The sequence below is a fragment of the Pseudoduganella sp. R-34 genome, from assembly GCF_049904655.1.
Classification (GTDB): domain Bacteria; phylum Pseudomonadota; class Gammaproteobacteria; order Burkholderiales; family Burkholderiaceae_D; genus Rugamonas.
This window is the reverse complement of sequence record NZ_CP184572.1, coordinates 2,843,269-2,866,071: the sequence shown is the minus strand read 5'-3', so window position 1 is coordinate 2,866,071 and position 22,803 is coordinate 2,843,269. Positions and strand designations below refer to the sequence as shown.

At 62.7% G+C, this 22,803-nt stretch carries 23 protein-coding genes; 4 read left to right on the top strand and 19 right to left on the bottom strand.

What is annotated here, in order from left to right:
• Positions 1-97 precede the first annotated feature (97 nt).
• The 11 genes from ACN9MW_RS13280 to pstS form a co-directional block, all read right to left on the bottom strand.
• Positions 98-739, bottom strand: a complete 642-nt coding sequence (locus ACN9MW_RS13280) for a hypothetical protein (RefSeq protein WP_426171339.1) — start codon at positions 737-739, stop codon at positions 98-100.
• Positions 740-741: 2 nt separating this feature from the next.
• The gene (locus tag ACN9MW_RS13275; RefSeq protein WP_426171337.1) at positions 742-1,428 is read right to left on the bottom strand and encodes a substrate-binding periplasmic protein; all 687 of its coding nucleotides are present in this window, start codon (positions 1,426-1,428) and stop codon (positions 742-744) included.
• Between the two features lie 49 nt (positions 1,429-1,477).
• On the bottom strand, positions 1,478-1,882 hold the full coding sequence (locus tag ACN9MW_RS13270; protein WP_426171335.1) for a heme-binding protein: 405 nt from the start codon (positions 1,880-1,882) through the stop codon (positions 1,478-1,480).
• A gap of 18 nt (positions 1,883-1,900) precedes the next feature.
• On the bottom strand, positions 1,901-2,881 hold the full coding sequence (locus ACN9MW_RS13265) for a patatin-like phospholipase family protein (protein WP_426171333.1): 981 nt from the start codon (positions 2,879-2,881) through the stop codon (positions 1,901-1,903).
• Positions 2,882-2,956: 75 nt separating this feature from the next.
• Positions 2,957-4,270 (bottom strand): phosphate regulon sensor histidine kinase PhoR, encoded by a 1,314-nt coding sequence (gene phoR, locus ACN9MW_RS13260; protein WP_426171332.1) that lies wholly within the window; start codon positions 4,268-4,270, stop codon positions 2,957-2,959.
• Positions 4,267-4,959, bottom strand: coding sequence for a phosphate regulon transcriptional regulator PhoB (phoB, locus tag ACN9MW_RS13255; protein WP_057263163.1), 693 nt, complete (start codon positions 4,957-4,959; stop codon positions 4,267-4,269). Before phoB ends, phoR begins: the two co-directional genes overlap by 4 nt.
• Entirely contained in the window at positions 4,960-5,658 is a 699-nt protein-coding gene (phoU, locus tag ACN9MW_RS13250; RefSeq protein ID WP_426171329.1) for a phosphate signaling complex protein PhoU, read from the bottom strand.
• A gap of 24 nt (positions 5,659-5,682) precedes the next feature.
• Positions 5,683-6,447, bottom strand: coding sequence for a phosphate ABC transporter ATP-binding protein PstB (gene pstB, locus ACN9MW_RS13245; RefSeq protein ID WP_426171328.1), 765 nt, complete (start codon positions 6,445-6,447; stop codon positions 5,683-5,685).
• Between the two features lie 12 nt (positions 6,448-6,459).
• Positions 6,460-7,317 (bottom strand): phosphate ABC transporter permease PstA, encoded by an 858-nt coding sequence (pstA, locus tag ACN9MW_RS13240; protein ID WP_426171327.1) that lies wholly within the window; start codon positions 7,315-7,317, stop codon positions 6,460-6,462.
• Positions 7,314-8,279: a phosphate ABC transporter permease subunit PstC gene (gene pstC, locus ACN9MW_RS13235; protein WP_426171326.1), complete on the bottom strand. Its 966-nt coding sequence runs from the start codon at positions 8,277-8,279 to the stop codon at positions 7,314-7,316. The genes pstA and pstC overlap by 4 nt, the downstream gene beginning before the upstream one ends.
• Before the next feature lie 248 nt (positions 8,280-8,527).
• The gene (gene pstS, locus ACN9MW_RS13230) at positions 8,528-9,571 is read right to left on the bottom strand and encodes a phosphate ABC transporter substrate-binding protein PstS (RefSeq protein ID WP_426171324.1); all 1,044 of its coding nucleotides are present in this window, start codon (positions 9,569-9,571) and stop codon (positions 8,528-8,530) included.
• A gap of 135 nt (positions 9,572-9,706) precedes the next feature.
• On the opposite strand from pstS, the gene ppk1 reads away from it, so the two are divergent.
• Together ppk1 and sixA are read left to right on the top strand one after the other, a co-directional pair.
• The gene (ppk1, locus tag ACN9MW_RS13225) at positions 9,707-11,773 is read left to right on the top strand and encodes a polyphosphate kinase 1 (protein ID WP_426171322.1); all 2,067 of its coding nucleotides are present in this window, start codon (positions 9,707-9,709) and stop codon (positions 11,771-11,773) included.
• Between the two features lie 21 nt (positions 11,774-11,794).
• Positions 11,795-12,262, top strand: a complete 468-nt coding sequence (gene sixA / locus ACN9MW_RS13220) for a phosphohistidine phosphatase SixA (RefSeq protein ID WP_426171320.1) — start codon at positions 11,795-11,797, stop codon at positions 12,260-12,262.
• A gap of 290 nt (positions 12,263-12,552) precedes the next feature.
• Here sixA and fliD read toward each other — a convergent pair whose 3' ends face one another.
• The 4 genes from fliD to alr form a co-directional block, all read right to left on the bottom strand.
• Positions 12,553-13,845 (bottom strand): flagellar filament capping protein FliD, encoded by a 1,293-nt coding sequence (gene fliD / locus ACN9MW_RS13215; RefSeq protein ID WP_426171319.1) that lies wholly within the window; start codon positions 13,843-13,845, stop codon positions 12,553-12,555.
• A gap of 27 nt (positions 13,846-13,872) precedes the next feature.
• Positions 13,873-14,193 (bottom strand): PilZ domain-containing protein, encoded by a 321-nt coding sequence (locus tag ACN9MW_RS13210; RefSeq protein WP_426171317.1) that lies wholly within the window; start codon positions 14,191-14,193, stop codon positions 13,873-13,875.
• A gap of 66 nt (positions 14,194-14,259) precedes the next feature.
• The gene (radA, locus tag ACN9MW_RS13205) at positions 14,260-15,636 is read right to left on the bottom strand and encodes a DNA repair protein RadA (protein WP_130313671.1); all 1,377 of its coding nucleotides are present in this window, start codon (positions 15,634-15,636) and stop codon (positions 14,260-14,262) included.
• Between the two features lie 4 nt (positions 15,637-15,640).
• Positions 15,641-16,729 (bottom strand): alanine racemase, encoded by a 1,089-nt coding sequence (gene alr / locus ACN9MW_RS13200; RefSeq protein ID WP_426171316.1) that lies wholly within the window; start codon positions 16,727-16,729, stop codon positions 15,641-15,643.
• 126 nt (positions 16,730-16,855) lie between these two features.
• Between alr and lplT (ACN9MW_RS13195) the strand changes: the two genes are divergently transcribed.
• Positions 16,856-18,118: a lysophospholipid transporter LplT gene (gene lplT / locus ACN9MW_RS13195; protein WP_426171315.1), complete on the top strand. Its 1,263-nt coding sequence runs from the start codon at positions 16,856-16,858 to the stop codon at positions 18,116-18,118.
• Positions 18,119-18,122: 4 nt separating this feature from the next.
• Positions 18,123-19,382 (top strand): lysophospholipid transporter LplT, encoded by a 1,260-nt coding sequence (gene lplT, locus ACN9MW_RS13190; protein WP_426171313.1) that lies wholly within the window; start codon positions 18,123-18,125, stop codon positions 19,380-19,382.
• Here the strand turns inward: lplT (ACN9MW_RS13190) and ACN9MW_RS13185 are convergent.
• From ACN9MW_RS13185 to tsaB, 4 genes are read right to left on the bottom strand one after another with little or no spacing between them, the layout of a single operon-like run.
• Positions 19,379-20,356: a DUF1853 family protein gene (locus ACN9MW_RS13185; RefSeq protein ID WP_426171311.1), complete on the bottom strand. Its 978-nt coding sequence runs from the start codon at positions 20,354-20,356 to the stop codon at positions 19,379-19,381. The genes lplT (ACN9MW_RS13190) and ACN9MW_RS13185 overlap by 4 nt on opposite strands.
• Positions 20,340-21,602: a uracil-DNA glycosylase gene (locus tag ACN9MW_RS13180; protein ID WP_426171309.1), complete on the bottom strand. Its 1,263-nt coding sequence runs from the start codon at positions 21,600-21,602 to the stop codon at positions 20,340-20,342. The genes ACN9MW_RS13185 and ACN9MW_RS13180 overlap by 17 nt, the downstream gene beginning before the upstream one ends.
• Entirely contained in the window at positions 21,599-22,069 is a 471-nt protein-coding gene (gene rimI, locus ACN9MW_RS13175) for a ribosomal protein S18-alanine N-acetyltransferase (RefSeq protein WP_426172190.1), read from the bottom strand. The genes ACN9MW_RS13180 and rimI overlap by 4 nt, the downstream gene beginning before the upstream one ends.
• Entirely contained in the window at positions 22,069-22,767 is a 699-nt protein-coding gene (gene tsaB / locus ACN9MW_RS13170) for a tRNA (adenosine(37)-N6)-threonylcarbamoyltransferase complex dimerization subunit type 1 TsaB (protein ID WP_426171307.1), read from the bottom strand. The genes rimI and tsaB overlap by 1 nt, the downstream gene beginning before the upstream one ends.
• Between the last annotated feature and the right edge of the window lie 36 nt (positions 22,768-22,803).

Sequence of the window (22,803 nt, the reverse complement as noted above, 5' to 3'; positions counted from 1 at the left end):
ATGGATGTGTGAGGTAGGCGCTACGGTCGAATGGTAATTGGCTAAACCTTTGAATTATAACCCAAAGTTCCTTCAACGGCAAGCCCCTGCCGGAGCATCACCGGCCTTGGCGGAGGCCCTCGGCCAGGCGCGGCACCAGCGCCGCATGGCGTTTGTGCAGGAACAGGTAAAGCGGCACTTCTTCCAGTGGCGGCAGCAATTGCAGCAGGTCCGGGTCGTGCCCCTGCATCGCCAGCACCTCCTTGTTGCTGCGGCCCATGATGGCGATATCGCAACCGCCGGCCTTCAGCATGCGCAATAAGGACGCATCGTTGTCCAGGCGCTGGCGCGGCATGCCGGCCGTGCGCTCTTCCGTGAAGTTATAGCCCCGCCGCATGCAGAGTGTATGGCCGCGCAGCGACTTCCAGCCGCGCGACACATCGATCTTCTTGTAGGAATAGGCAGTTGGCGCGTACATATAGATCGGCTCTGGAACCGCCACCAGCTGGGGATAGCTGCTGGCGGCCAGCATCGTGCGTCCGATCGCGCCATCCAGCTTGCCTTCATTGACAAGCACCATGCCGCGTTCAGCGGACAAGGCGCTCACCTTGACGCCCAGCCCGGCACGGTGGGCTGCGGCTTCAACGGTTTTCCACGCCTCGAGATGGGCCGGCGTATCGGGGATCACGAAGAGCTGCAGGTCCTGGCTTGGCACGGGCGCTGAAGCCAGCGCGCACAGCAAGGCGACCAGGACTTTCATCGCTACTCCCCTTCGCCAAGCAGCTTATGCATGGTGCCGTCGGCCCGCATCTGCTTCAGGGCGGCGGCAACCTTGGGCACCAGCGCCGCATGGCTCTTGTGCAGGTAGATATAGAGGGGCATGATTTCCATCGGCGGCAGCAGGCGCTGGAGCGGCGGGTCCGCCGTCATGGCGGCGCGCGCCAGCGCATTATTGCGCTCCATGACCGCGACATCGCAACCGCCGGCTGCCAGCATGCGCAGCATGGTCGCCTCGTCGGCAAGCACCTGGCGCGCCAGGTCCTTGGTGCGCTGGTCGGTCTGGCGCAGGCCGCGGCGAATGCAGACCGTGTGCGCGCGCAGGGACTCCCAGCCGCCCGTCACGTCGAAGCGTTTATAAGAGAACGCCGTTGGCGCGTATTGGTAGATCGGCTCAGGTACCTGGACCAGGTTGGGGTAGTTTTTTTCGAGGCCGGAGGAACGTCCGACGTCGCCATCGGTCGTGCCTTCATTAGCCAGCACCGCCGAGCGCTCGGGCGACACCTCGCGCACCACCGCATTGATGCCGGCGCGCTGGAAAGCGACTTCCGCCGCCTTCCACAAATCGGCATGCGTGGTGCTGCGCGAGATGACGGACAGCTGCAGCTCTTCAGCGCGCAGCGGCGCCGACAGGATGATTGGACAAAGCAGCAAGGCAAACGGCAGTCTCATAACTCCCCCTTGCCTGTATTCTAGGAAGTCATTGCCTCAATTGCAAGACTTAAGCCAGTGCAGCAATACCCGCCTTGGCGATTTGTGCATCTTCGCTCGATTTCACACCCGACACGCCCACCGCGCCGATGGTGTGGCCATCGACCACGATATTGACGCCGCCTTCCAGCGGCGCTTCCACCATCGGCACGCCGACGAAGGAAGTTCGGCCGCCGTTGATCATGTCTTCATAGATCTTGGTTTCGCGGCGGCCCAGGGCCGACAGGCGTGCCTTGGCAGGCGCGATGTGCGACGACAGCGGCGCCGCGCCATCCAGGCGCTGGAGCCACAGCAGGTGGCCGCCGTCGTCGACGATGGCGATGGTGACCGCCCAGTTGTTCTTGCTTGCTTCGGCCTCGGCGGCAGCGGCGATTTTCTTGATGTCGTCCAGGGACAGCACTGGCTTGGTGATCATTCTCTCGTTTCCTGATAATTATGGGGCCGGCGTTTCGCGGCGCGCCTTCAGCTTTTGCTTCAGTTGCGGCATGACGGCCAGGGTTGCACGCTCGCCCGCCTGCATGGCGCCCGAGCGGTTGGTGAATTCCGCGGAACCCATCTTGCCCAGCGGCGGCTGGATCACGATGTCGGCATCACGCAGTTCAAGCTGGTTGATACGCTGGCCCATGATGGAGAAGGTCTGCATGATGACCTCCAGCGAAGAATTGGTGGCCTGCGCCTCGGCCTGGGTCGAAATATTCACCGCGATGATAAATTCCGCGCCCATTTCACGCGCAAAGCGCACCGGCACCGGCGCCACCAAGCCGCCATCGACGTAGGTGTGGTCGCCGATCTTCACCGGCTGGAATACGCCAGGAACAGCGGAGCTGGCGCGAACCGCCATGCCGGTATTCCCGCGCTGGAACAGGATGGGCTGGCCGGTCTTCAGGTCCGACGCCACGGCGCCGAACGGCATTTTCAGCTTCTCGATGACGCGGTTGCCGACAGCCTTGTTGACGAAGGATTGCAGGGCCTCGCCCTTCAGCACGCCGGAAGACTTGCCGAACAAGGGCAGCGCCCAGTCAGAAATGGCCGATTCATCGAGGTCGACGGCCATCTTCTGCAGGGCCTTGGCATCGTTGCCGGCCGCATACAGGGCGCCGACCACGGAGCCGGCACTGGTGCCGACCACGATATCCGGCACGATGCCCTGCGCTTCCAGCGCCTTGATCACGCCGATGTGGGCGAAACCGCGGGCGGCGCCGCCACCGAGGGCAAGGCCGATCTTCACCTTGCGCTGCACTGGCGCAACCGGCGGTACCACAGGGGGCTGCACCGGCGGTTCAACGGAGACCAGCGGCACGTCGGTCGATTTGATCGGCGGATCGAGTTCGGTGGTAACGGTATTGGGATTGGTCTGGCACCCGGCAAGCGCTGCGGCGGCCAGGATGGCAAAAGCGAAACGTTTCAAGTGCATGTAGTGGTTAATCTGCTCGTTTTTTTAGGCGAGCAGATTTTACCTAATAAATGGGGTACGTCCCCATTTTTCTTCTCAGGCAGCTTGCGCCGGTTCGACGGTAGTGGAAACCAGCGATTTTGGCAGGCTGACCGTGAAGGTGCTGCCCTGCCCTGCCTCGGAGCTGATATTCAGCTTGCCGCTGTGGCGCAGCAGTACGTGCTTGACGATGGCCAGGCCCAGGCCGGTGCCCTGCGTCTCTCGCGAGCGGCTCTTGTCGACGCGGTAGAAGCGCTCGGTCAGGCGGGAAATATGCTCCGGATTGATGCCGATGCCGGTGTCCTGCACCTGGAACTGCACGCCGGTCGGCGTGTCTTCCCAACGCAGCTTGATGGTGCCGCCCGCAGGCGTGTAGCGCACGGCATTGGAGGCCAGGTTGCCGAAGGCGCTGTGCAATTCGTCCATATTGCCCATGACATCGCCGCCATGCAGTTCCAGCGAAATTTCATGCTTGCCGCCGGACAGCGCGCGCGCTTCGTGCAGCACCTGCTCCAGCAGGGCCGGGATGTTGACGTGCTCCGGGCGCATCGGGTGGTCGACCGATTCCAGGCGCGACAAGGTCAGCATGTCCTCGATCAGGTGCTGCATGCGGTGGCTTTGCTCGGTCATCAGCTTGAGGTGGGCGGCGCGGGTCTCCGCGTCTAGCTCCATCGAAGCGGCGATTTCCAGGAAACCGGCGATCACGGTCAGCGGGGTGCGCAGCTCGTGCGAGGCGTTGGCGATGAAGTCGCGGCGCATCATTTCCGCGCGCTGGGTCTCGGTGATGTCGTGCGTGACCAGGATCTGGCGCCGGTTTTCAAACGGGATGATGTGCACGACCAGCTTGCGGCCGCGGAAGTTCAGCGTCAGCGGCTGGTCGTAGCGGCCCAGGATCAGGTAATCCATGAAGTCCGGGCTGCGCACCAGGTTGGTCACGCGCATGCCCTTGTCGCGCGCTTGCTGCAGGCCCAGGTGCTCTTCCGCCGCCGGATTGCACCATTCGAGGAACAGCACGTCGTCCATGATCACGACGCCGTCCGGCAGCAGGTGCATGGCCTGGCGGAAGCGCGCCAGCCATTCGGTCAACTCGGCCTGGTTCTTTTCGTCGTCGCGGCGCAGGCGGTACAGGCGCGAGAAAATATTGGTCCACTCGCCCCAGCCATCAGGCAGGCGGCCCGACTCGGGCTTGTCCAGCCATTCGCTCAGCTGATAGAGGTACTTGAGCTGAATGAACACGGCAGCCAGCACGCCGGCAAAGGCGGTGACAATGCCGGCCGCCAGGCCAAACCACCACCACATCAGGCCCGCGCCTGCCAGCAGGAAGCCAAGCCGGATGGCGACAGGTACCCAGAACACGACTTTTGGATTCATGGCTTCTCGGTCAGCATATATCCCACGCTGCGCACGGTCTTGATCAGGTGCTCGGCATCCTTCAGCGCCTTGCGCAGTCGCAGCACGTGGACGTCCACCGTGCGCTCCTCGATCACCACATGGTCGCCCCACACCTTGTCCAGCAGCTGGCTGCGTGAGAACACGCGCTCCGGGTGGGCCATGAAGAACTTGAGCAGCTTGTATTCGGCGTGCCCGATGTCGATCTTGTTGTCGTTCATCGACACGGTGCAGCTGACCGGATCGAGCACCACCGGACCGGCCTTGAGCTGGGTTTCGGCCAGTTCGGGGCTCTTGCGCCGCAACAGTGCGCGGGCACGGGCCAGCAGCTCGCGCGGTGAAAACGGCTTGGTGATGTAGTCGTCGGCGCCGCCATTCAGGCCTGCCAGCTTGTCCTCTTCCATGCTCTTGGCCGTCAGCATGATCACAGGAACGGCGGCGAAGTGGCGGTCGCCGCGGATGCGGGCCAGCAGGCGCAGGCCGCTCTGGTCCGGCAGCATCCAGTCCAGCAACACCAGTTGCGGCGTGCGGGTCTGCATGACTTCCCAGGCTTCCTGCGTGGATTGTGCCACCACGCAGTTCCAGCCAGCTTCGCGCAGCGAGAACCTCACCAGCTCCACGATCGCCGGTTCATCTTCAACAATCAGTACAGTCGTTTTGTCGGATGCCATTTATTTGCTTGCTTCTTGGGTCGCTCCGTGGGAATGGCGGATATCCCTGCCTTCCACCACGTAGATCACGTATTCGGCGATATTCTTGGCGTGGTCGCCGATGCGCTCGATGGCCTTGGCCACCCACATCGTGTCCAGCGCTGCCGAGATTGTACGCGGATCTTCCATCATGAAGGTGATCAGGTTGCGCATGATGGAGCGGTATTCGTGGTCGATCACGGCATCCTGGGCGATCAGGTCCAGCGCGGCCTTTTCGTCGCTGCGCGCAAAGGCGTCCAGCGCATCGTGCAGCAGGTCGCTGGTGGCGGTGGCGATGGTACGCACCATTTCATAGTGGTTCAGGGTCACGGCGCCGCGCCCGTGCAGGGCTTTGGCGATGCGCGCGATCTTGGCTGCTTCGTCGCCGATGCGTTCCAGGTCGGTGATCACCTTCAGGGTGGCCATCACGGTGCGCAGGTCATTGGCGGTCGGCTGGCGTTTGACGATCAGGTGGCTGCACTGGTCGTCCAGCTGCACTTCCAGCTGGTTGACGTTGGCGTCTTCGGCCACCACGCGTTCGGCGCGCTCCAGGTTGCCGATGCGGAAGCAGGTCATCGCGTCCAAGAACATGGTCTCGACCATGCCGCCCATCAGCAGCACTTTGGAGCGGATGCCTTCGAGTTCGGTGTCGTAAGCTTTGGAGGAATGTTCGCCCATCATAATCTCTTCTCTCTCTTCTTCTGGTTAGCCAAAGCGGCCGGTGATGTAGTCCTGGGTCTCTTTGCGCACAGGATTCATGAAAATCTGGTCGGTTTCGCCGAATTCCACCAGCTCGCCCAGGTACATATAGGCGGTGTAGTCGGAGCAGCGCGCCGCCTGCTGCATATTGTGGGTCACGATGGCGATCGTGTAGTCCTCTTTCAGCTCGGAGATCAGTTCTTCGATCTTGGAGGTGGAAATCGGGTCCAGCGCGGAAGTCGGTTCGTCCAGCAGCAGGACGTCAGGCTTCACCGCCACGCCGCGCGCGATGCACAGGCGCTGCTGCTGGCCGCCGGACAGCGACAGGCCGCTCTTGGCCAGCTTGTCCTTCACTTCGCCCCACAGGGCGGCTTTTTTCAGCGCCCATTCGACGCGCTCGTCCATCTCGCCTTTCGACAGGTCTTCGTACAGGCGCACGCCGAAAGCGATATTGTCGTAGATCGACATCGGGAACGGGGTCGGCTTCTGGAACACCATGCCCACTTTGGCGCGCAGCATGTTCACGTCCAGGCCCGCTTCCAGGATGTTGTGGCCGCGGTAGCGGATGGCGCCTTCGGCGCGCTGGCCCGGGTACAGGTCGTACATGCGGTTCAGGGTGCGCAGCAGGGTCGATTTGCCGCAGCCGGACGGGCCGATGAAGGCGGTCACCTTCTTCTCGTGGATGTCGAGGTTGACGTTGTGCAGGCTGCGCGTCTTACCGTAGTAGAAGTTCAGGCCGGAGATTTCAATGATTTTGCTAGCTTGGGTCATGATCTGTACTCGTTATTTTGGTGCTTTTTGCGCAAACACGGTGCGCGACAGGATGTTCAGTGCCAAGACGCTGAAGGTCACGATCAGCGCGCCGCCCCAGGCCAGCTCGCGCCAGTTGTCGTATGGGCTCATGGCGAACTGGTAGATCACGACCGGCAGGTTCGCCAGCGGCTGGTTCATGTCGGCGCTGAAGAACTGGTTGTTCAAGGCGGTGAACAGCAGCGGCGCGGTTTCGCCGGCGACACGGGCCACGGCCAGCAGCACGCCGGTCATCACGCCGGCCTTGACGGCGCGCAGGCGCACCATCACGGACACTTTCCAGCGCGGTGCGCCAAGGGCGTAGGCCGCTTCCAGCAGCGAGTTCGGCACCAGTTTCAACATATTGTCGGTCGTGCGCACCACCACCGGGATCGCGATCAGCGACAGCGCGATGGAGCCGGCGTAGCCCGAGAAGTGCTGCACGTTCGCCACGTACAGCGCATACACGAACAGCCCGATCACGATCGACGGCGCCGACAACATGATGTCGGTCACGAAGCGGGTCAGCTGCGCCACCTTGTTCTCTTCGCCGTATTCAGCCAGGTAGATGCCGGCCAGGATGCCGATCGGGGTCGACACGGCCGTCGACAGGCCCACCATCATCAGCGAGCCGACGATGGCATTGCGCAGGCCCCCGCCATCACTGCCTGGAGCAGGCGTGTCGCCGGTGAAGATCAGCACGTTCAGGGCGGAGAAGCCGTTGATCAGCAGCGTCGCCAGGATCCACAGCAGTGCGACCAGGCCGACCGACATGGCGCCGACCGACAGCGCCATGCCGACGCGATGGAAGAACAGGCGCTTGCGGTAGACAGGATTCTTGGTCTGGATCATTTGACGCCCTCCTTGCGCGACAGGCCCATCAGCATCAGCTTGGCGCCGGACAGGACAATAAAGGTAATGATGAACAGCAGCAGGCCCAGCGCGAACAGCGAGGACACGTGCAGCTTGCTGGACGCTTCGGCGAATTCATTGGCCAGCGTCGAAGCGATCGAGCTGCCCGGCGAGAACAGGGAGGTAGGCAGCTTGGCCGCGTTACCGATCACGAAGGTGACCGCCATGGTTTCGCCCAGGGCGCGGCCCAGGCCCAGCATGACGCCGCCCACTACGCCAGTCTTGGTGTACGGCAGCACAACCTTGCGCACCACTTCCCAACGGGTGCAACCCAGGCCGTAAGCCGATTCCTTCAGCACGGCAGGCACGATCTCGAAGACATCGCGCATCACGGAAGCGATGAACGGAATGATCATCACGGCCAGGATCAGGCCTGCGGTCAGGATGCCGATGCCCATGGTCGGGCCTTTGAACAGCGCACCGATAAAAGGCAAGGCGCCGAGGGTGGACTTCAGCAGCGGCTGCACGTATTCGCTGAACATCGGGGCGAACACGAACAGGCCCCACATGCCGTAGATAATCGATGGCACGCCAGCCAGCAGCTCGATGGCGGTGCCCAGCGGGCGGCGCAGCCAGACCGGGCATACCTCGGTCAGGAACAGCGCGATGCCGAAGCTGACCGGGAAGGCGATCAGCAAGGCGATACCGGCGCTGGCCAGGGTGCCGACGATGGCAATCGCGGCGCCGAACTGGTCGTTGACCGGGTCCCATTCAACGGTGGTGATGAAGCCAGGCCCGAATTCTTTCAGGGCAGGCAAGGCGCCATTGATCAGGGAAATGATAATGCCGACCAGTACAAACAGTACGGTCAGCGCAAAGACCATCGTGATCTTGTGGAAGAACCAATCCTGGATGCGCTGCTTGCGCACCACGGACTGCATGGCAGCAACGGAGGCACTCATGGTGGCGGGTTCCGATAACTGGAGGGGAGCTGGTGAGGTGATTTCTGCACTCATGATTTAGTTTTTTGGTTTAGCTAACCGGGGAGGCCTTCTGTTCAAGCCACCCCGCTTAGCTTCCTCTTTAAACCGGCACCCCGATCGGATGGCCGCCCCGTCTGACCCACAGGGTCAGACACCTGGCCTGCGGCTGCCGCGGGCCTAGGTGTCAGACCCTGCGGGTCTGACACCGGGGTGCCGGTTTCAGAAGATCAGTTCAGCGGCTTGCCCGAAGCATCCCTCAGGTTAGCCTTCCACGAACCCTGCACCAGCTTCACAACAGTGTCAGGCAGCGGCACATAGTCCAGTTCGACAGCTGCCGCATCGCCGTTCTTGAAAGCCCAGTCGAAGAACTTGATGACTTCCTTGCCCTTGTTCGCATCAGCCTGCTGCTTGTGCATCAGGATGTAGGACACGCCGGTGATTGGCCAGGAGGTTTTGCCAGCCTGGTCGGTCAGCACCACGCCGAAGCCTGGGGTCTTGGTCCATTCTGCGTTGGCGGCAGCGGCCTTGAAGTTGTCGTCGTCAGGCTGCAGGAAGTTGCCGTCCTTGTTCTTCAGCTGGGTGTGAGCGATCTTGTTTTTCTTGGCGTAAGCCCATTCCACGTAGCCGATGGCGCCCTTGATACGCTGCACGTTGGCGGCAACACCGTCGTTACCCTTGCCGCCCACGCCGGTTACCCACTTCACTGCGGTGCCGGCACCGATCTTGGTCTTGAACTCAGGGTTCACTTTCGACAGGTAGTCGGTGAACAGGAAGGAGGTGCCGGAGCCGTCAGCGCGGTGCACCACGGTGATTTCAGCAGCTGGCAGCTTCACGCCTGGGTTCAGGGCAGCGATCGCTGCATCGTTCCACTGGGTGATCTTGCCCAGGTAGATGTCAGCCACAACCGGGCCGGTCAGTTTCAGCTGGCCTGGAGCGATGCCGTCCAGGTTCACCACGGTCACCACGCCACCCATGATGGCCGGGAACTGCATCAGGCCGTCAGCGTCCAGCTCTTCCGCTTTCAGCGGCATGTCGGAAGCGCCGAAATCGACGGTCTTGGCTTTGATCTGCTTGATACCTGCGCCGGAACCGACGGACTGATAGTTCAGGCCATTGCCGGTGGATGCTTTGTAGGCTTCAGCCCACTTGGCGTAGATCGGATAAGGGAAAGTTGCGCCTGCACCGGTCATGTCCGCTGCGAAAGCGGTCGAGAATGCCATTGCCGCCGAAGCGCCAACAACGAAGGAGGTCAACAACTGTTTCATGCGCATATCAAAGGTCCTTTTCAGGGGTTGGGTTGAATGCTGCGCAGTGTATGACGTCAATATGACAGCTTTATGACACGTCAAAATTAAGTCTAGGACAAGGTCACAAACTTGTCATATTTCTCAAATATACTATTAGTTATGAAAACAGCATTCCTTGATCGGGAGCTGTCACAGCTGGCGTTCAACCGCCGCGTGATGGCCCAGGCAGAAGACGCCACCATCCCTGTGCTCGAACGATTGCGCTACCTGTGCATTGTCAGCAGCAACCTGGATGAGTTCTTTGAAGTAAGGGTCGCCAGCCTGCTGGCCGCCGCCAGCGTCGATGGCGACCTGGGCGATCACCCTGCCCTCGCGGCCACGCTGGAACGGGTCAGCCACGAGTGTCATGAACTGGTCAAGCGCCAGTACGAAATATTTAATACGGCAGTGTTGCCGGAAATGAAAGCCCAGGGCATCCACATCGTGCGCCACAGCCAGCGCAACGAAGCCCAACGGGCCTGGGTCAAGGATTATTTTGACCGCGAAGTACGCCCCCTGCTGACCCCGATCGGCCTCGACCCGGCCCACCCTTTCCCGCAAGTAGTAAACAAGAGCCTCAATTTCATCGTCGCGCTGAGCGGCAAGGATGCCTTCGGGCGCGGCACCGCCATCGCTATTGTTAAAGCGCCGCGCGTGCTGCCGCGCGTGATCCGCTTGCCGGACCATCTATCCAAGGAAGGCGGCGTGTCGTTCTGCCTGCTGTCCTCCGTCATCCATGCCCACATCTCTGAAATGTTTGCCGGGCGCGATGTGATGGCGTATTCCCAGTTCCGGGTCACGCGCGACTCCGACCTGTGGGTGGATGAAGATGAAGTGAAAAACCTTCGCCAGGCGCTGAAAGGCGAGCTGCAAGGCCGCGCCTATGGCCGCTCGGTCCGGATCGAGGTGGCCAAGAACTGTCCGCCCGAACTGTCGCAATTCCTGCTCGACCAGTTCAGCCTGGACCAGAGCCGCCTGTACCGCGTCGACGGCCCGGTGAATATGGTGCGCCTGAACGAAATCGTGGAGCAGGCGCGCCGGCCCGAGCTGCGCTTCCCGCCGTTCATCGCGGGCGTGCAAGCGAAGACCGTCAACAATGACATCTTCGCCACCATCCGCAAGCATGACATCCTGCTGCACCACCCATACCAGAGCTTCCAGACCGTGATCGACTTCATCCGCAGCGCGGCCTTCGATCCGGCGGTGGTGGCGATCAAGCAGACCGTCTACCGCACCGGCATGAATTCCGACCTGATGGAAGCGCTGATTGCAGCCGCTCGCAGCGGCAAGGAAGTCACGGTAGTGGTGGAACTGATGGCGCGTTTCGACGAAGAAGCCAATATCAACTGGGCCGACAAGCTGGAACAGGCCGGCGCCCAGGTGGTGTACGGTGTGGTGGGCCTGAAGACCCACGCCAAGATCGCCTTGGTGATCCGCCGCGATGAAGGCGGCCTCGGCTACTACGCCCACCTCGGGACCGGCAACTACCACCCGACCACGACCAAATTCTATACCGACTTCGGCATCCTGACCTGCGAGCCGCAACTGGGCCGCGACGTCAACGAAGTCTTCATGCACCTGACCAGCCTGACCAAGCCGCAGCGCATGAACCACATCTGGCTGGCGCCGTTCTCGCTGCAAGACCAGATCATCAAAGCGATACGGAACGAAGCCAAAATCGCGAAATCCGGGCGTCCGGGCCGGATTATCGCTAAAATCAATGCATTAACCGATGAACCGGTCATCCGGGCGCTGTATGCCGCCTCGAAGGACGGGGTCAAGATCGACCTGATCGTGCGCGGCGCCTGCACCCTGATGCCGGGCGTGCCGGGATTGTCCGAAAACATCCGGGTGCGCTCCATCATCGGCCGCTTCCTTGAACATAGCCGCATCTATTACTTCCGCAACGACCTGGCCCATGACGTCATGCTGGCCAGCGCGGACTGGATGAACCGCAACCTGCTGCGCCGCATTGAAGTGGCGTTCCCGGTGCTGGACCGGGGCCTGAAACGGCGTGTCATTGCGGAAGGTTTGACGCCTTACCTGAAGGACAACTCCAACGCATGGGAGCTGGATTCGCACGGCCAGTATCACCGCCGCAAAGCACGCGGCAAGCAGAAGGCCTTCAGCGCCCAGCAGCATTTGATGGAGTTACTAGGTACGCCGGCCGATGCGCCGGCGGATTGAAGCCTGGTCACGGGAGGAAGCATGGACTTGATCTTGTGGCGCCACGCAGAAGCCGAACCATCCCAGCCCGGCCTGGAAGACCTGGAACGCACGCTCACGCCCAAAGGACATAAGCAGGCGCGGCGCATGGGCCAGTGGCTGGATTCCGTATTGCCGGAAAATTGCCGCATCCTGGTCAGCCCGGCCACGCGCACGGTGCAGACTGTGGCGGGATTGGGACGCAAGTACAAGGTCCACCCCGACCTGGCGCCGGGGGCGGACGCCGGCGATATCCTGAAGGCGGCCAACTGGCCGTCGTCGAAGGAATCGGTGCTCATTGTTGGCCACCAGCCTACGCTGGGCCAGGCTGCAGCCCTGTTGATGACAGGCGACGATAGCGATTGGGAGATGAAAAAAGGCGCTGCGTGGTGGTTTGTGCAGCGTGAAGCGGGCGATCCATCGAGCTTTTACCTCAAGGCAGTGATGCAGCCTGACCTCGTGACGAAATAGATCTTTCTGCTGGGCTTGTAATTGCTTAAATGGATGCTAGAGTTTAATTGTATCAACTCTAGGGAGCAGCCTCCGGAAACGTCGGCTGGTTTGTTATGTGGGTATTGTTCACCATGGGCATCTTCGGCGCCATGATCGCGTTAATCGCGTTCGAAATTGTCGCTGAATATCGCGGCGGACATCATAGGTTGGTCGACCGCTACCACGAGTAGCTTTGCGCTTCTGCAGAAGCGAGGCTCCGCAACAGATCCTCCGGGATTCTGGTGTCGGGGCCTTCAGTCTTTATGGGGTCAGGCAAACAGGTCGAAGAGCGACGAGGCGCCGCCCAGTTGCTCGTCCTGCGTATAGAGGCGCACCAGTGCCTGTGCTTGCACCGTGAGCATTTGGGCCATGGAGGATTTGCGGCTTTGCAGGGTATCGACTTCGCGGTCGGCCTGCGCCAGGGCCCGCGATACCACGCTGCGTTCGCCACCGAGGCTTTCAAGGCGCGAACCAAGGGCATCGGCCAAGCCCCTGCCCTCGTTGGTGAAGACCTTGGTCACCGCATCGGGGTTGGCGTTCATCGCGGCATTCAGGATTCCATTATCCAGCTTGAGGCGGCCATTCGTGTCGATCGACAGGCCGACATTGGCCAGCGCCTCGCTGCTGCCGCCCGCTGAACGCAGCAACTGATCAAGCTGGGTGCGTACCTGGCCCAGCGCCGGATTGCCGCGCAGCGCGCCTCTGCCCAGGTTGTCCAGCCGGTCCTGTAGCGCGTTGAAGCCCTTGACGAAAGCTTCCACGTTCTTGGCAACCTGGCTGTTGTCGCGCGCGATGGTGACCGTGGTGTCGCCTTCGTCGGTCAGCTTGAGCGTGACGCCCTCGATGGCCGACTCCACAGTGTTGTCGGCGCTCTTGATGGTCTTGCCGTCAACGGTCAGGATGGCGTCCTGCGCCGCCTGGGTCTGGGTCGCCTGGCTGAACAGGCTGCGGATCGTCGTGTCGCCTGCTACTGAAAAGCTGAGCTTGTTCGCTTCACCGCTGGCACTGCGCAATTGCAGCGCCGTGCCGGTGCTGGAGCGCACCAGGCTGGCATCGACGCCCGCCTCCTTGAGCGCATCGGCGATGCCCTGCAAGGTGTTGTTGCGGCTATCAATCGTGATGGTCTTGCTGCTGTCGCCGGTGCCGATCCGGATCACGGCCGGCGAGCCGGTACCGAGCCGCGTATCAGCGGTCTGCGCTTCGGGGCTGATGAGGATTTGCTGCTGGGCCAGTTGGCTGACCTTGACATCATGCGAACCGGCCGCCGCCGAGGCGCTAGTCGTCACGCCCAGCACGCCGCTCGCCGAACTGCTGCCGCGCGTGCTAAGGCCGGTACCGGCGAGGCTTTCTGCAATATCCTGGAACACCGACAGAGCCGATTGCAGCTGTCCCAGGCCGGAAAAACGCGCCTGGGTCAGGCTGATGCTTGCGTTGAGCTTGGCCGCGGCACTGCGCTGCGGCGCCAGCGTCTGTTCGACCCGGGCTAGCACTGCCTCCGACGGCGTACCAATGACGCTGGCATTCCCCAAGCCCAGCGAGGTCCCGTACATTGTGCTTAGCAAGCTGCTCACATAGTCCATAACCTAATATTAGCGCATGAACTTGGTTATTGCTCCGGCTGCTTCGTTGTCGAGTGGCGCAAAAGTGAAACCGATCTTGAATTCGTCGCCGCTGAAAATGCAATTGTTGACCTTGCCACGCGTATTGACGATTTGCGGCTTGCCATCGACCAGCATTTCGAACACGATCTGGCCGCTGGCCCCGACTTGCACCTTATGTTCGGAAGTCAGGGAAATGCCCGCCAGGCCGAGGTCGAAGGTACGTGCCGCCATCGGCGCGCCGCCGTCCATCACGATCATTGCCCGTACGCGCAGGATTTTACGGGCGCCTTGCCTTGAATCTACTAACAATTTCTTGTCCGGTTTCTGGTTGGAATCGAGCCTGTTATTGTAGCCAATATTTCGTAAAAATCTACATTACTGCAGCTCGCGCAAGCGATTGAATGCGTCGTCGATGCGCTCGACCGCAATGATGGTCATGCCTTCGATCGGCTGCTTGGGCGCATTCGCCTTGGGAATCATGGCGATCGAGAAGCCGAGCTTGGCCGCCTCGCGCAAGCGCTCCTGCCCGCGCGGCGCCGGCCGGATCTCGCCGGCCAGGCCCACCTCGCCGAATACCACGAAGCCATTCGGCAGCGCCTTGTTGCGCATCGAAGAATTGATCGCCATCAGGACCGCCAGGTCGGCGGCCGGTTCGGTGATCTTTACCCCGCCCACGGCGTTGATGAATACGTCCTGGTCGAAGGCCGCAATGCCGGCGTGCCGGTGCAGCACGGCCAGCAGCATGGCCAGGCGGTTCTGCTCCAGGCCGACCGACAGCCGGCGTGCGTTGGGCAGGTGGCTGGTATCGACCAGGGCCTGCACTTCCACCAGCAACGGGCGCGTACCCTCTTGCGTCACCATGACGCAGGAACCGGGCACCTGGTTTTCATGCGAAGACAGGAACAGCGCAGAAGGATTCGATACGCCCTTCAGGCCCTTCTCGGTCATCGCGAACACGCCCAGTTCATTGACCGCGCCAAAGCGGTTCTTGATGGCGCGCACCAGGCGGAAGCTGGAGTGGTTGTCGCCCTCGAAATACAGCACGCAGTCCACAATGTGTTCCAGCACGCGCGGACCGGCCAGCGAGCCCTCCTTGGTGACGTGGCCGACCAGGATGATGGTGGTGCCGCTCATCTTGGCCACGCGGGTCAGCTGGGCCGCACATTCGCGCACCTGGGCCACCGAGCCGGGCGCCGAGGCCAGCGCATCCGAATACAGGGTCTGGATCGAATCGATCACCGCCACCTGCGGCTTCAGGTCGGCCAGCGTGCCGAGGATTTTCTCCAGCTGGATTTCGGCTTGCAGCTTGAGGTCCTTGGCATCGACCGCCAGGCGCTTGGCGCGCAGCGCGATCTGGGCGCCGGATTCCTCGCCGCTGACATACAGCACGCTCTTAACCTTGGACATATTGGCCAGCGCCTGCAGCAGCAGTGTCGATTTGCCGATGCCGGGGTCGCCGCCGATCAGCACCACGCCGCCCGCCACCAGGCCGCCGCCCAGCACGCGGTCGAATTCTTCAATGCCGGTGCCAAAGCGCGGCACGTCCAGCGCTTCGATATCCTGCAGCGACAGCACGGGCGCGGTCTGCGCCAGCGACTGGTGCTGGGCCTGCGAGAAGCGGTTGGCGCCGGCGGCTTCGATCACCGTCTCCACCATGGTGTTCCACTGCTGGCAGGACGAGCACTGGCCGGTCCACTTGCTGCTGATGCCACCGCATTCGCTGCAGGTGTAGTTGGTCTTTGCCTTGGCCATCTGCTTACGCCTCGATCACACGCACGCGTTGCGCCAGGGCGCACATCAACTCATAGCCGATGGTGCCGGCAGCCGTCGCCACGTCATCGATCGGCATGCCTTCGCCCCACAGCACCACCTTGCTGCCGACGCGCGCATCTGGAATATTGCCCAGGTCGACCGTCAGCATGTCCATCGAGACGCGGCCTACGAGACGGGTGCGCACGCCGTCCACCAGGACCGGCGTATCGACCGGCGCGTGGCGCGGGTAGCCATCGGCATAGCCGCAGGCCACCACGCCGATGCGCATGGCGCGCTCGGCCTTGAAGCGGCTGCCGTAGCCGACATAGTCGCCGGGGCCGATTTCCTGCACGCCGATCAATTCGCTGGAGAGGGTCATGGTCGGCTGCAGGCCGAATTCTTCCGCCGTCTGGCCGCCGGGGGTGCCGCCGTACAGCATGATGCCCGGACGGATCCAGTCGGTCGCCAGGCTGGCGCCCAGCTCCGGCATATGCAGGATGCCGGCCGAATTGCACAAACTGCGCGGGCCCGGCAAGCCGGCAGTGCCCTCATTGAAGCGGCGCACCTGTTCCGCCAGCGGCATGCACGGGTGGTGCAGTTCGTCGGCGTTGGCGAAGTGGGTCATCAGGGTAATGGTGCCAACGTGCGGGATGGCGCGCAGGCGGGCGTGGGCGGCGGCATATTCGCCTGGCTTGAAGCCGAGGCGGTTCATGCCGGTGTTCATTTTCAGGTGCACATTGAGCGGGCGCCCCAGCGGTGTGCGCTCGAGCATTTCAAGCTGTTCGATGCAGTGAACGGCGCCTTCGATACTATGTTCCGCCATTGCCAGCAAGTCCGCGGTGTCGAACCATCCCTCTAAAAGAAGAACAGGCTTGCTCCAGCCCATCTCGCGCAGTCGCACCGCGTTGTCCGGTTCGATCAGCGCCAGGCCGTCTGCGGCGGCGAAACCGCGCATGCCACGCTCAAGCCCATGCCCGTAGGCGTTGGCCTTGACCACTCCCCAGGCCTTGGCGCCCGGCGCACAGGCCTTGGCGCGCTCCAGGTTATGTTGCATTGCAGCGAGATGGATGTGCGCGACGATGGGCCTTGGCATGTCTAAAACCGGCAGAATAAGAAAGCAGCATTCTACCTTTTGTACCTGCCGGATGCTGGCCGAATTCTTGGGAAACCTTACTTTCCATGGTATAAAGCATGCCGAGATTATTATCTGGCGTCCTGAATGAATCGTGGTTTCTATACCATCATGGCCGCGCAGTTCTTTTCGTCGCTGGCAGACAATGCGCTGCTCATCGTGGCAATCGACCTGCTGGTGACCATGCAAGCTCCGGCGTGGGTCACCCCATTGCTGAAGCTGACTTTTGTGCTGTTTTACGTGCTGTTGGCAGCATTTGTAGGCGCTTTCGCTGATGCCTTGCCGAAGGGCCGGGTCATGTTCATTTCCAACCTGATCAAGATCTTCGGCTGCGCACTGATTTTCTATCATGTGCACCCGCTGGCCGCCTATGCGGTGGTCGGTTTTGGCGCGGCTGTGTACTCGCCGGCCAAATACGGCATCCTGACCGAACTGCTGCCGCCGGAAAAGCTGGTGGTAGCCAATGGCTGGATCGAGGGCCTGACCGTGAGCTCCATCATCTTCGGCATTGCAATGGGCGGCGCCCTGATCGGCGGGCCCGTTGCTGCGGCGCTGCTCCACTTCGATTTGCCGGGCATCGAAACGGGCCTGGACACGACGGCCGAAATCGCGCTGGCAGTGGTCGGCGTCACTTACCTGCTGGCGGCGCTGTTCAACCTGCGCATTCCGGATACGGGCTATGTCTACGAGCACCAGGAGCGCCACCCGCTGCGCCTGATCACCGAGTTCGCCGGCTGCTGCAGCATCCTGTGGCGCGACAAGCTGGGCCAGATTTCGCTGGCCGTGACCACCCTGTTCTGGGGCGCCGGCGCGACCCTCCAATTCATCGTGCTGGAATGGGCCAAGCAATCGCTGGGCATGCCTTTGAACAAGGCGACCAGCACCATCGCCATCGTTGCGGTGGGCGTGGCAGTGGGCGCCGGCATGTCGGCGCGCTTCATCACGCTGCGCAAATCGCTGACGGTGATCCCGCTGGGAATTGCCATGGGCGTGATCGTGATGGGCATGATCTTCGTGCATGACGTGCGCCTGGCCTATCCCCTGCTGCTGGTCGTCGGACTGCTGTCGGGCTTCTTCGTGGTGCCGATGAATGCGCTGCTGCAGCATCGCGGCCATGTGCTGATGAGCGCAGGCCACTCCATCGCGGTCCAGAACTTCAACGAGAACCTGTCGATCCTGACCATGCTTGCGGTGTACTCGCTGATGGTGAAGCTGCACCTGAGCCTGAATACCATCATCGTGCTGTTTGGCCTGTTCGTCGCCGGCTCCATGCTTGGCATCATGCGGCTGCATGCGGCTAACCAGCGTGAGCACGATTCGCTCAGCCTGATCGGAGAGCATAAGCACTAAGGCGATGAAACGAGGTTTCTATACCATCATGGCGGCGCAGTTCTTCTCGTCGCTAGCCGATTCGGCGTTGCTGATCATCGCAATCTATATGTTGGGAGCCATGAAAGCGCCGGCGTGGATGACGCCGATGCTGAAGGAGACCTTCGTCCTGTTCTACGTGCTGCTGGCTGCTTTTGTCGGTGCCTTTGCCGATGCCCTGCCCAAGGGCCGCGTCATGCTGATCGGGAACATGATCAAGATTTTCGGCTGCGCCCTGTTCTTCTACAACGTGCACCCATTGGCCGCCTATGCTGTCGCAGGCCTGGGCGCTGCGATCTATTCGCCGGCCAAGTACGGCATCCTCACGGAACTGCTGCCGCCCGAAAAGCTGGTCGCAGCCAACGGCTGGATCGAAGGCTTGACCGTCAGCTCGATCATCCTTGGCACCGCGCTGGGCGGCGCCCTGATCGGCGGCCCGGTCTCCGCGGGCCTGCTGGCCTTCGACGTGCCGGGCATCGACACCGGCTTCGACACGGTCGGCGAGATAGCGCTGGCCTGGGTGGGCGTGGTCTACCTGCTGGCGACCGTTTTCAACTTGCGCATACCGGACACCGGTTATGTCTATGAGCGGCAAGAGCGCAACCCGTTCCGCCTGGTGCGCGATTTCGCGGACTGCTGCGGCATCCTGTGGCGCGACAAGCTGGGCCAGATTTCCCTGGCGGTTACCACCCTGTTCTGGGGCGCCGGCGCGACCTTGCAGTTCATCGTTCTGGAATGGGCCAAGCAATCGCTGGGCATGCCGCTGAACAAGGCCACCACCACCGTTGCCATCGTGGTGGTCGGCGTGGCGCTGGGCGCCGTGCTGTCTGCACGCTTCATTACCCTGCGCAAGGCGCTGTCGGTGATTCCGCTCGGGATCGCGATGGGCGTGATCGTGATGTCGATGATTTTCGTGCACGACTTGCGCATCGCTTATGTATTGCTGCTGGTGGTCGGCGCTTTGTCGGGCTTCTTCGTGGTGCCGATGAATGCCTTGCTGCAGCACCGGGGCCACGTGCTGATGAGCGCCGGGCATTCGATCGCGGTGCAGAACTTCAATGAGAACCTGTCCATCCTTACCATGCTGGCGGTATATGCCACGATGGTGAAGCTTGGCCTGGGCCTGAACACCATCATCGTGCTGTTTGGCTTGTTCCTGGCGGGATCGATGCTGGCCATCATGGCGCTGCATGCCGCCAACCAGCGCAAGAAAGATTCGCTCGGCCTGATCGGCGAGCACCACTAGGACGGCAGGCCTCCGTCGCTGCGGCGCGCCTGGGCACGGGCGCGCCAATCATCCGGCACCACAAAGCCGCGCTCCACTTCTTCCAGCCAACCGCCCTCTTCCCGCACCGTTGCCACCAGCACGGGGCCTGGATCGGCGACGAACTTTTCCGCCAGGACGTCCAGCAACGCAGCGCGCGTGAGCGGAGCCGGCGTGGGCGTGCTTTCGCTGCGCTGGACTGGCGTGCGCAGCGGCGCCAGCCATTGCAGGCGCGGCATGACGATGAATTGCTCGCCTTGCGCGGCGGCTTGTTCGCTGTGGGTGCGCCAATAGCCGCGGCAGTGTTCAGGCGAAATGCCTTCGATCTGCGGCGCAGCTTCGGTGGCATGGTAGAACAGCCAGCCCTTGACCAGGGCCTGGGCCCGGGTGACGGGCGCGGGTGCGACTTTTTGCGCGATCGGGTGCTGTGATAGCTGCAACTGGGCGTTGAAGATCTTGCGCATCTTCAGGCCCAGCGTGTCGGCCAGGTTGGGGCCGACCAGGCGGTTGTAGTTGCCCGTATCGGGATCGCCGTCCAGCAGGTAGAACTTGGTGGCGAACTCGATATGGCGCAGGTTGGCGCTGCCCTTCTCGCGCAGGAGGAAATCGAATTCGCCAATGGTGCCGTTCCTGCCGTCGCGGACTTGCAGGCCGTGGGCAGCCAGCGCGCCGTGCTGGGCGAAGTAGAATGCCATCAGCTTCTCGGCATACAGGCCAAGGCGCGAGTAAAAACGGTTGCCAAGGGCTTCCTCGAGCGGCGCAGGATCGGCGTCAAGGTCGTCCAGCCAGTTTGCCACCGCGGCCGTCATGGGGCCGAGCGTGGCGATCTTGCCCTGCCAGTGCGGGCTGTTCGGGTCGAGCAGGTCGGGCGAGTCGAGCAGCCAAGCCAGCGCGCGGACGTGGGGCCGCGCGAGATGGCCCCATTTGCGGTGGAATGTCCTAGCGTCGGCCGGCATGCGCGGCTTTGGCCAGACACAGGTCCTGCCATGCCTTGGCCTTCTCTTCCGGCTTTTTCAGCAGGTCGGCCGGGTGGTAAGTAGCGACGACCGGCACGGCGCCGTGCAGCATGATGCGGCCGCGCGCGGCGCCGCCAAGCAGGCCTTTGCCGGTGCTGTGGCCGAAGGCGACAATGACTTTTGCCTGCGTCAGTTCCAATTCGCGCTGGAGGTATGGGCGGCAGGCCTGCAACTCTTCGGCGCCTGGCGCGTGCGGGGCGTGGCATTTCACCAGGCTGGTGAGGTAGGCGCCCTTTTCCGCTACCTGGCCGACGGCCTTCAGCATGTTGTCGAGCAGGTAGCCGGGATCGCCGGCGAACTGGTAACCTTCCGCATCCTCAGCCTGGCCTGGCGCGGTGTCGAGGGCGATCCAGGTCGCCTGCTCGTCGCCGCGGCCCGGGACGGCTTGCTGGCGGGACTGGCAGCGGCCGCAGCGGGTGCAGGAGGCGATTGCTGCTCGCAGTGCAGGCCAGTCCATCTGGGCGATTTGTTCATCCGTTGCACCGCCGGGCGCCGGGGCGCTGGCGACGGCCGTGGCAGCGCCGCGCGGCGTTTGCTCCTCGTCGAACCAGGATGGCGGCTCGTCCATCGGGATATCGTCGTAGGCTGGGACGCCGGCAGTGCGCGGCGGCGTTGGCGCGGGCCTTGCTGCCGGCGCAGGACGCTGTGGCGGCGTTTCGGCGGGCTGCTCCGGAGCCGCCACTTTCTTGCGCTGCGGCTTGTATTCCGGCGTTGGGGCGTCGTCAAACCAGGACATGTCCTCGCCTGTCGATGCAATGCTTGGCGTGCCGGGCACGCGAACCGGTGCGGCCGGAGCCGGAGCGGCCTGCGCATCAGGCGCAGGCGGGATCGGCGGCGCCTGGCGCGCGCTTGTTGCCGCCCCTGGCGCCTTGGAAGCTGCACGCGCGGCAGCGGCAGCGGCGGCGGCCGGCGATTGGGCGTTGCCGGGCGGGCGCGGTGGCGCGGCGGGAACGAGTCCTGCGGCCGGCGCAGGGTCAAGGGCGGCGGCTTCCTGCTGTGCGGCAGGCAATTGCTGGCCGGCAGCGGGAGCGAATTGCACCGCGACCGGCGCAGGTTGTGCGTCGGCGAACGCGTCATCCACTTCACCGGCGCCGGCGGCATCAGCCGCAACCGGGCGATTGCGCAGGCGCCACTGCGGCCCCACGCCCATCTCCTCCAGGAACACGGCAGACCGGCGATCGCTCATAGGCCAAAACGCATCACGATAGCGTCCTCGCGGGTTGAATCGGCAGCGGGATAATAGCCTTTGCGGCGGCCGATTTCGGCAAATCCGTAGCGCTGGTAGATCTCCAGGGCGCGCACGTTGGAAGGCCGCACTTCCAGCAAGATCGACTCCATGCCAAGGCCGCGCGACAAGGCGACCGCCTGGTTCACCAGCAGCCGTCCCACGCCGCGGCCTTGCCAATTGCGCGACACGGCCACATTCAGCAGATGCCCCTCGTCGACAATTCCCATCACCAGGAAATATCCCATCAACTGGCGATCCTGCGCGCGCAGAATCCAGGCGTGATAGCCCTGCGACAGCGAATCGGAAAAATTGGCGCGGCTCCATGGGTAGGGGTAAACCTCCTGCTCCACCGCCACCACCTCATCGAGGTCGCTTTCCTGCATTGGCTCGTAGATTAGCCGGGCCAGGTCCCATAACTGATGCATCATGCCTGCGACGCCTTCATCTCTTCACGTTCCGCCTTGGTATAGGCAACCTTATTGCGCAAGTACAGCGGCTGCGCCTGTGCCGCAGGCACGGCGTGGCCGGCGGCGAAAGCAGCACGCCCGAGCTGCGCAACCTGCACCGCATGCGGCATCACTTCGCCGTCGGCGCCATCGGCAAAGGCCTGGCCGGCAAACGCCTCGGCATAGGCGGCGAAGCCATTGCCGCAGGCGCGCGCCGGGCCGGCCGGAGCGACACCGGAAGGAGCCGACAATGCCGGAGGCAGGATCGCAACCGGCAGGCCGCCTTCAAAACGGTATTGGGCCCAATAGACCTCGTTCATGCGCGCATCGAGCACCGTGAGGACTTCGCCGGAGCCGTGGCGTTCGCGGCAAGCCAGCGCCATGGCGTCCAGCGTGACGACGGGCAGCAACGGCAAGCCAGCGCCAAAACCAAGCCCCTGGGCGATGCCGCAAGCGGTGCGCACTCCGGTAAACGAACCGGGGCCCGCGCCATAGGCTATGGCATCGCAATCGCGCAGGACAATGCCTGCCTCGGCGAGCAATTCCTGGACCATGGGCAGCACTGCCTGCGAGTGGGTGCGCACGCCGGACGATTCGCGGAAAGTCACGCGCTCCCCGCGCAACAGGGCGCAGGAAGCCATTTCAGAGGATGTTTCGATTGCAAGAATGGTAGCCATGGCCGGTATTTTACCCTGTGGGCATGTACAATAGCA

What these genes read in the sequence shown, in the direction of transcription:
- ACN9MW_RS13275 (WP_426171337.1), bottom strand. Translation starts at nt 1,428, where the DNA reads ATGAGACTGCCGTTTGCCTTGCTGCTTTGTCCAATCATCCTGTCGGCG.
- lplT (WP_426171315.1), top strand. Translation starts at nt 16,856, where the DNA reads ATGAATCGTGGTTTCTATACCATCATGGCCGCGCAGTTCTTTTCGTCG.
- ppk1 (WP_426171322.1), top strand. Translation starts at nt 9,707, where the DNA reads ATGAAAACAGCATTCCTTGATCGGGAGCTGTCACAGCTGGCGTTCAAC.
- tsaB (WP_426171307.1), bottom strand. Translation starts at nt 22,767, where the DNA reads ATGGCTACCATTCTTGCAATCGAAACATCCTCTGAAATGGCTTCCTGC.
- ACN9MW_RS13180 (WP_426171309.1), bottom strand. Translation starts at nt 21,602, where the DNA reads ATGAGCGATCGCCGGTCTGCCGTGTTCCTGGAGGAGATGGGCGTGGGG.
- phoB (WP_057263163.1), bottom strand. Translation starts at nt 4,959, where the DNA reads ATGGCATCCGACAAAACGACTGTACTGATTGTTGAAGATGAACCGGCG.
- ACN9MW_RS13280 (WP_426171339.1), bottom strand. Translation starts at nt 739, where the DNA reads ATGAAAGTCCTGGTCGCCTTGCTGTGCGCGCTGGCTTCAGCGCCCGTG.
- phoU (WP_426171329.1), bottom strand. Translation starts at nt 5,658, where the DNA reads ATGATGGGCGAACATTCCTCCAAAGCTTACGACACCGAACTCGAAGGC.
- lplT (WP_426171313.1), top strand. Translation starts at nt 18,123, where the DNA reads ATGAAACGAGGTTTCTATACCATCATGGCGGCGCAGTTCTTCTCGTCG.
- radA (WP_130313671.1), bottom strand. Translation starts at nt 15,636, where the DNA reads ATGGCCAAGGCAAAGACCAACTACACCTGCAGCGAATGCGGTGGCATC.
- phoR (WP_426171332.1), bottom strand. Translation starts at nt 4,270, where the DNA reads ATGAATCCAAAAGTCGTGTTCTGGGTACCTGTCGCCATCCGGCTTGGC.
- ACN9MW_RS13185 (WP_426171311.1), bottom strand. Translation starts at nt 20,356, where the DNA reads ATGCCGGCCGACGCTAGGACATTCCACCGCAAATGGGGCCATCTCGCG.
- pstC (WP_426171326.1), bottom strand. Translation starts at nt 8,279, where the DNA reads ATGAGTGCCTCCGTTGCTGCCATGCAGTCCGTGGTGCGCAAGCAGCGC.
- alr (WP_426171316.1), bottom strand. Translation starts at nt 16,729, where the DNA reads ATGCCAAGGCCCATCGTCGCGCACATCCATCTCGCTGCAATGCAACAT.
- pstA (WP_426171327.1), bottom strand. Translation starts at nt 7,317, where the DNA reads ATGATCCAGACCAAGAATCCTGTCTACCGCAAGCGCCTGTTCTTCCAT.
- pstB (WP_426171328.1), bottom strand. Translation starts at nt 6,447, where the DNA reads ATGACCCAAGCTAGCAAAATCATTGAAATCTCCGGCCTGAACTTCTAC.
- sixA (WP_426171320.1), top strand. Translation starts at nt 11,795, where the DNA reads ATGGACTTGATCTTGTGGCGCCACGCAGAAGCCGAACCATCCCAGCCC.
- rimI (WP_426172190.1), bottom strand. Translation starts at nt 22,069, where the DNA reads ATGCATCAGTTATGGGACCTGGCCCGGCTAATCTACGAGCCAATGCAG.
- ACN9MW_RS13265 (WP_426171333.1), bottom strand. Translation starts at nt 2,881, where the DNA reads ATGCACTTGAAACGTTTCGCTTTTGCCATCCTGGCCGCCGCAGCGCTT.
- pstS (WP_426171324.1), bottom strand. Translation starts at nt 9,571, where the DNA reads ATGCGCATGAAACAGTTGTTGACCTCCTTCGTTGTTGGCGCTTCGGCG.
- ACN9MW_RS13270 (WP_426171335.1), bottom strand. Translation starts at nt 1,882, where the DNA reads ATGATCACCAAGCCAGTGCTGTCCCTGGACGACATCAAGAAAATCGCC.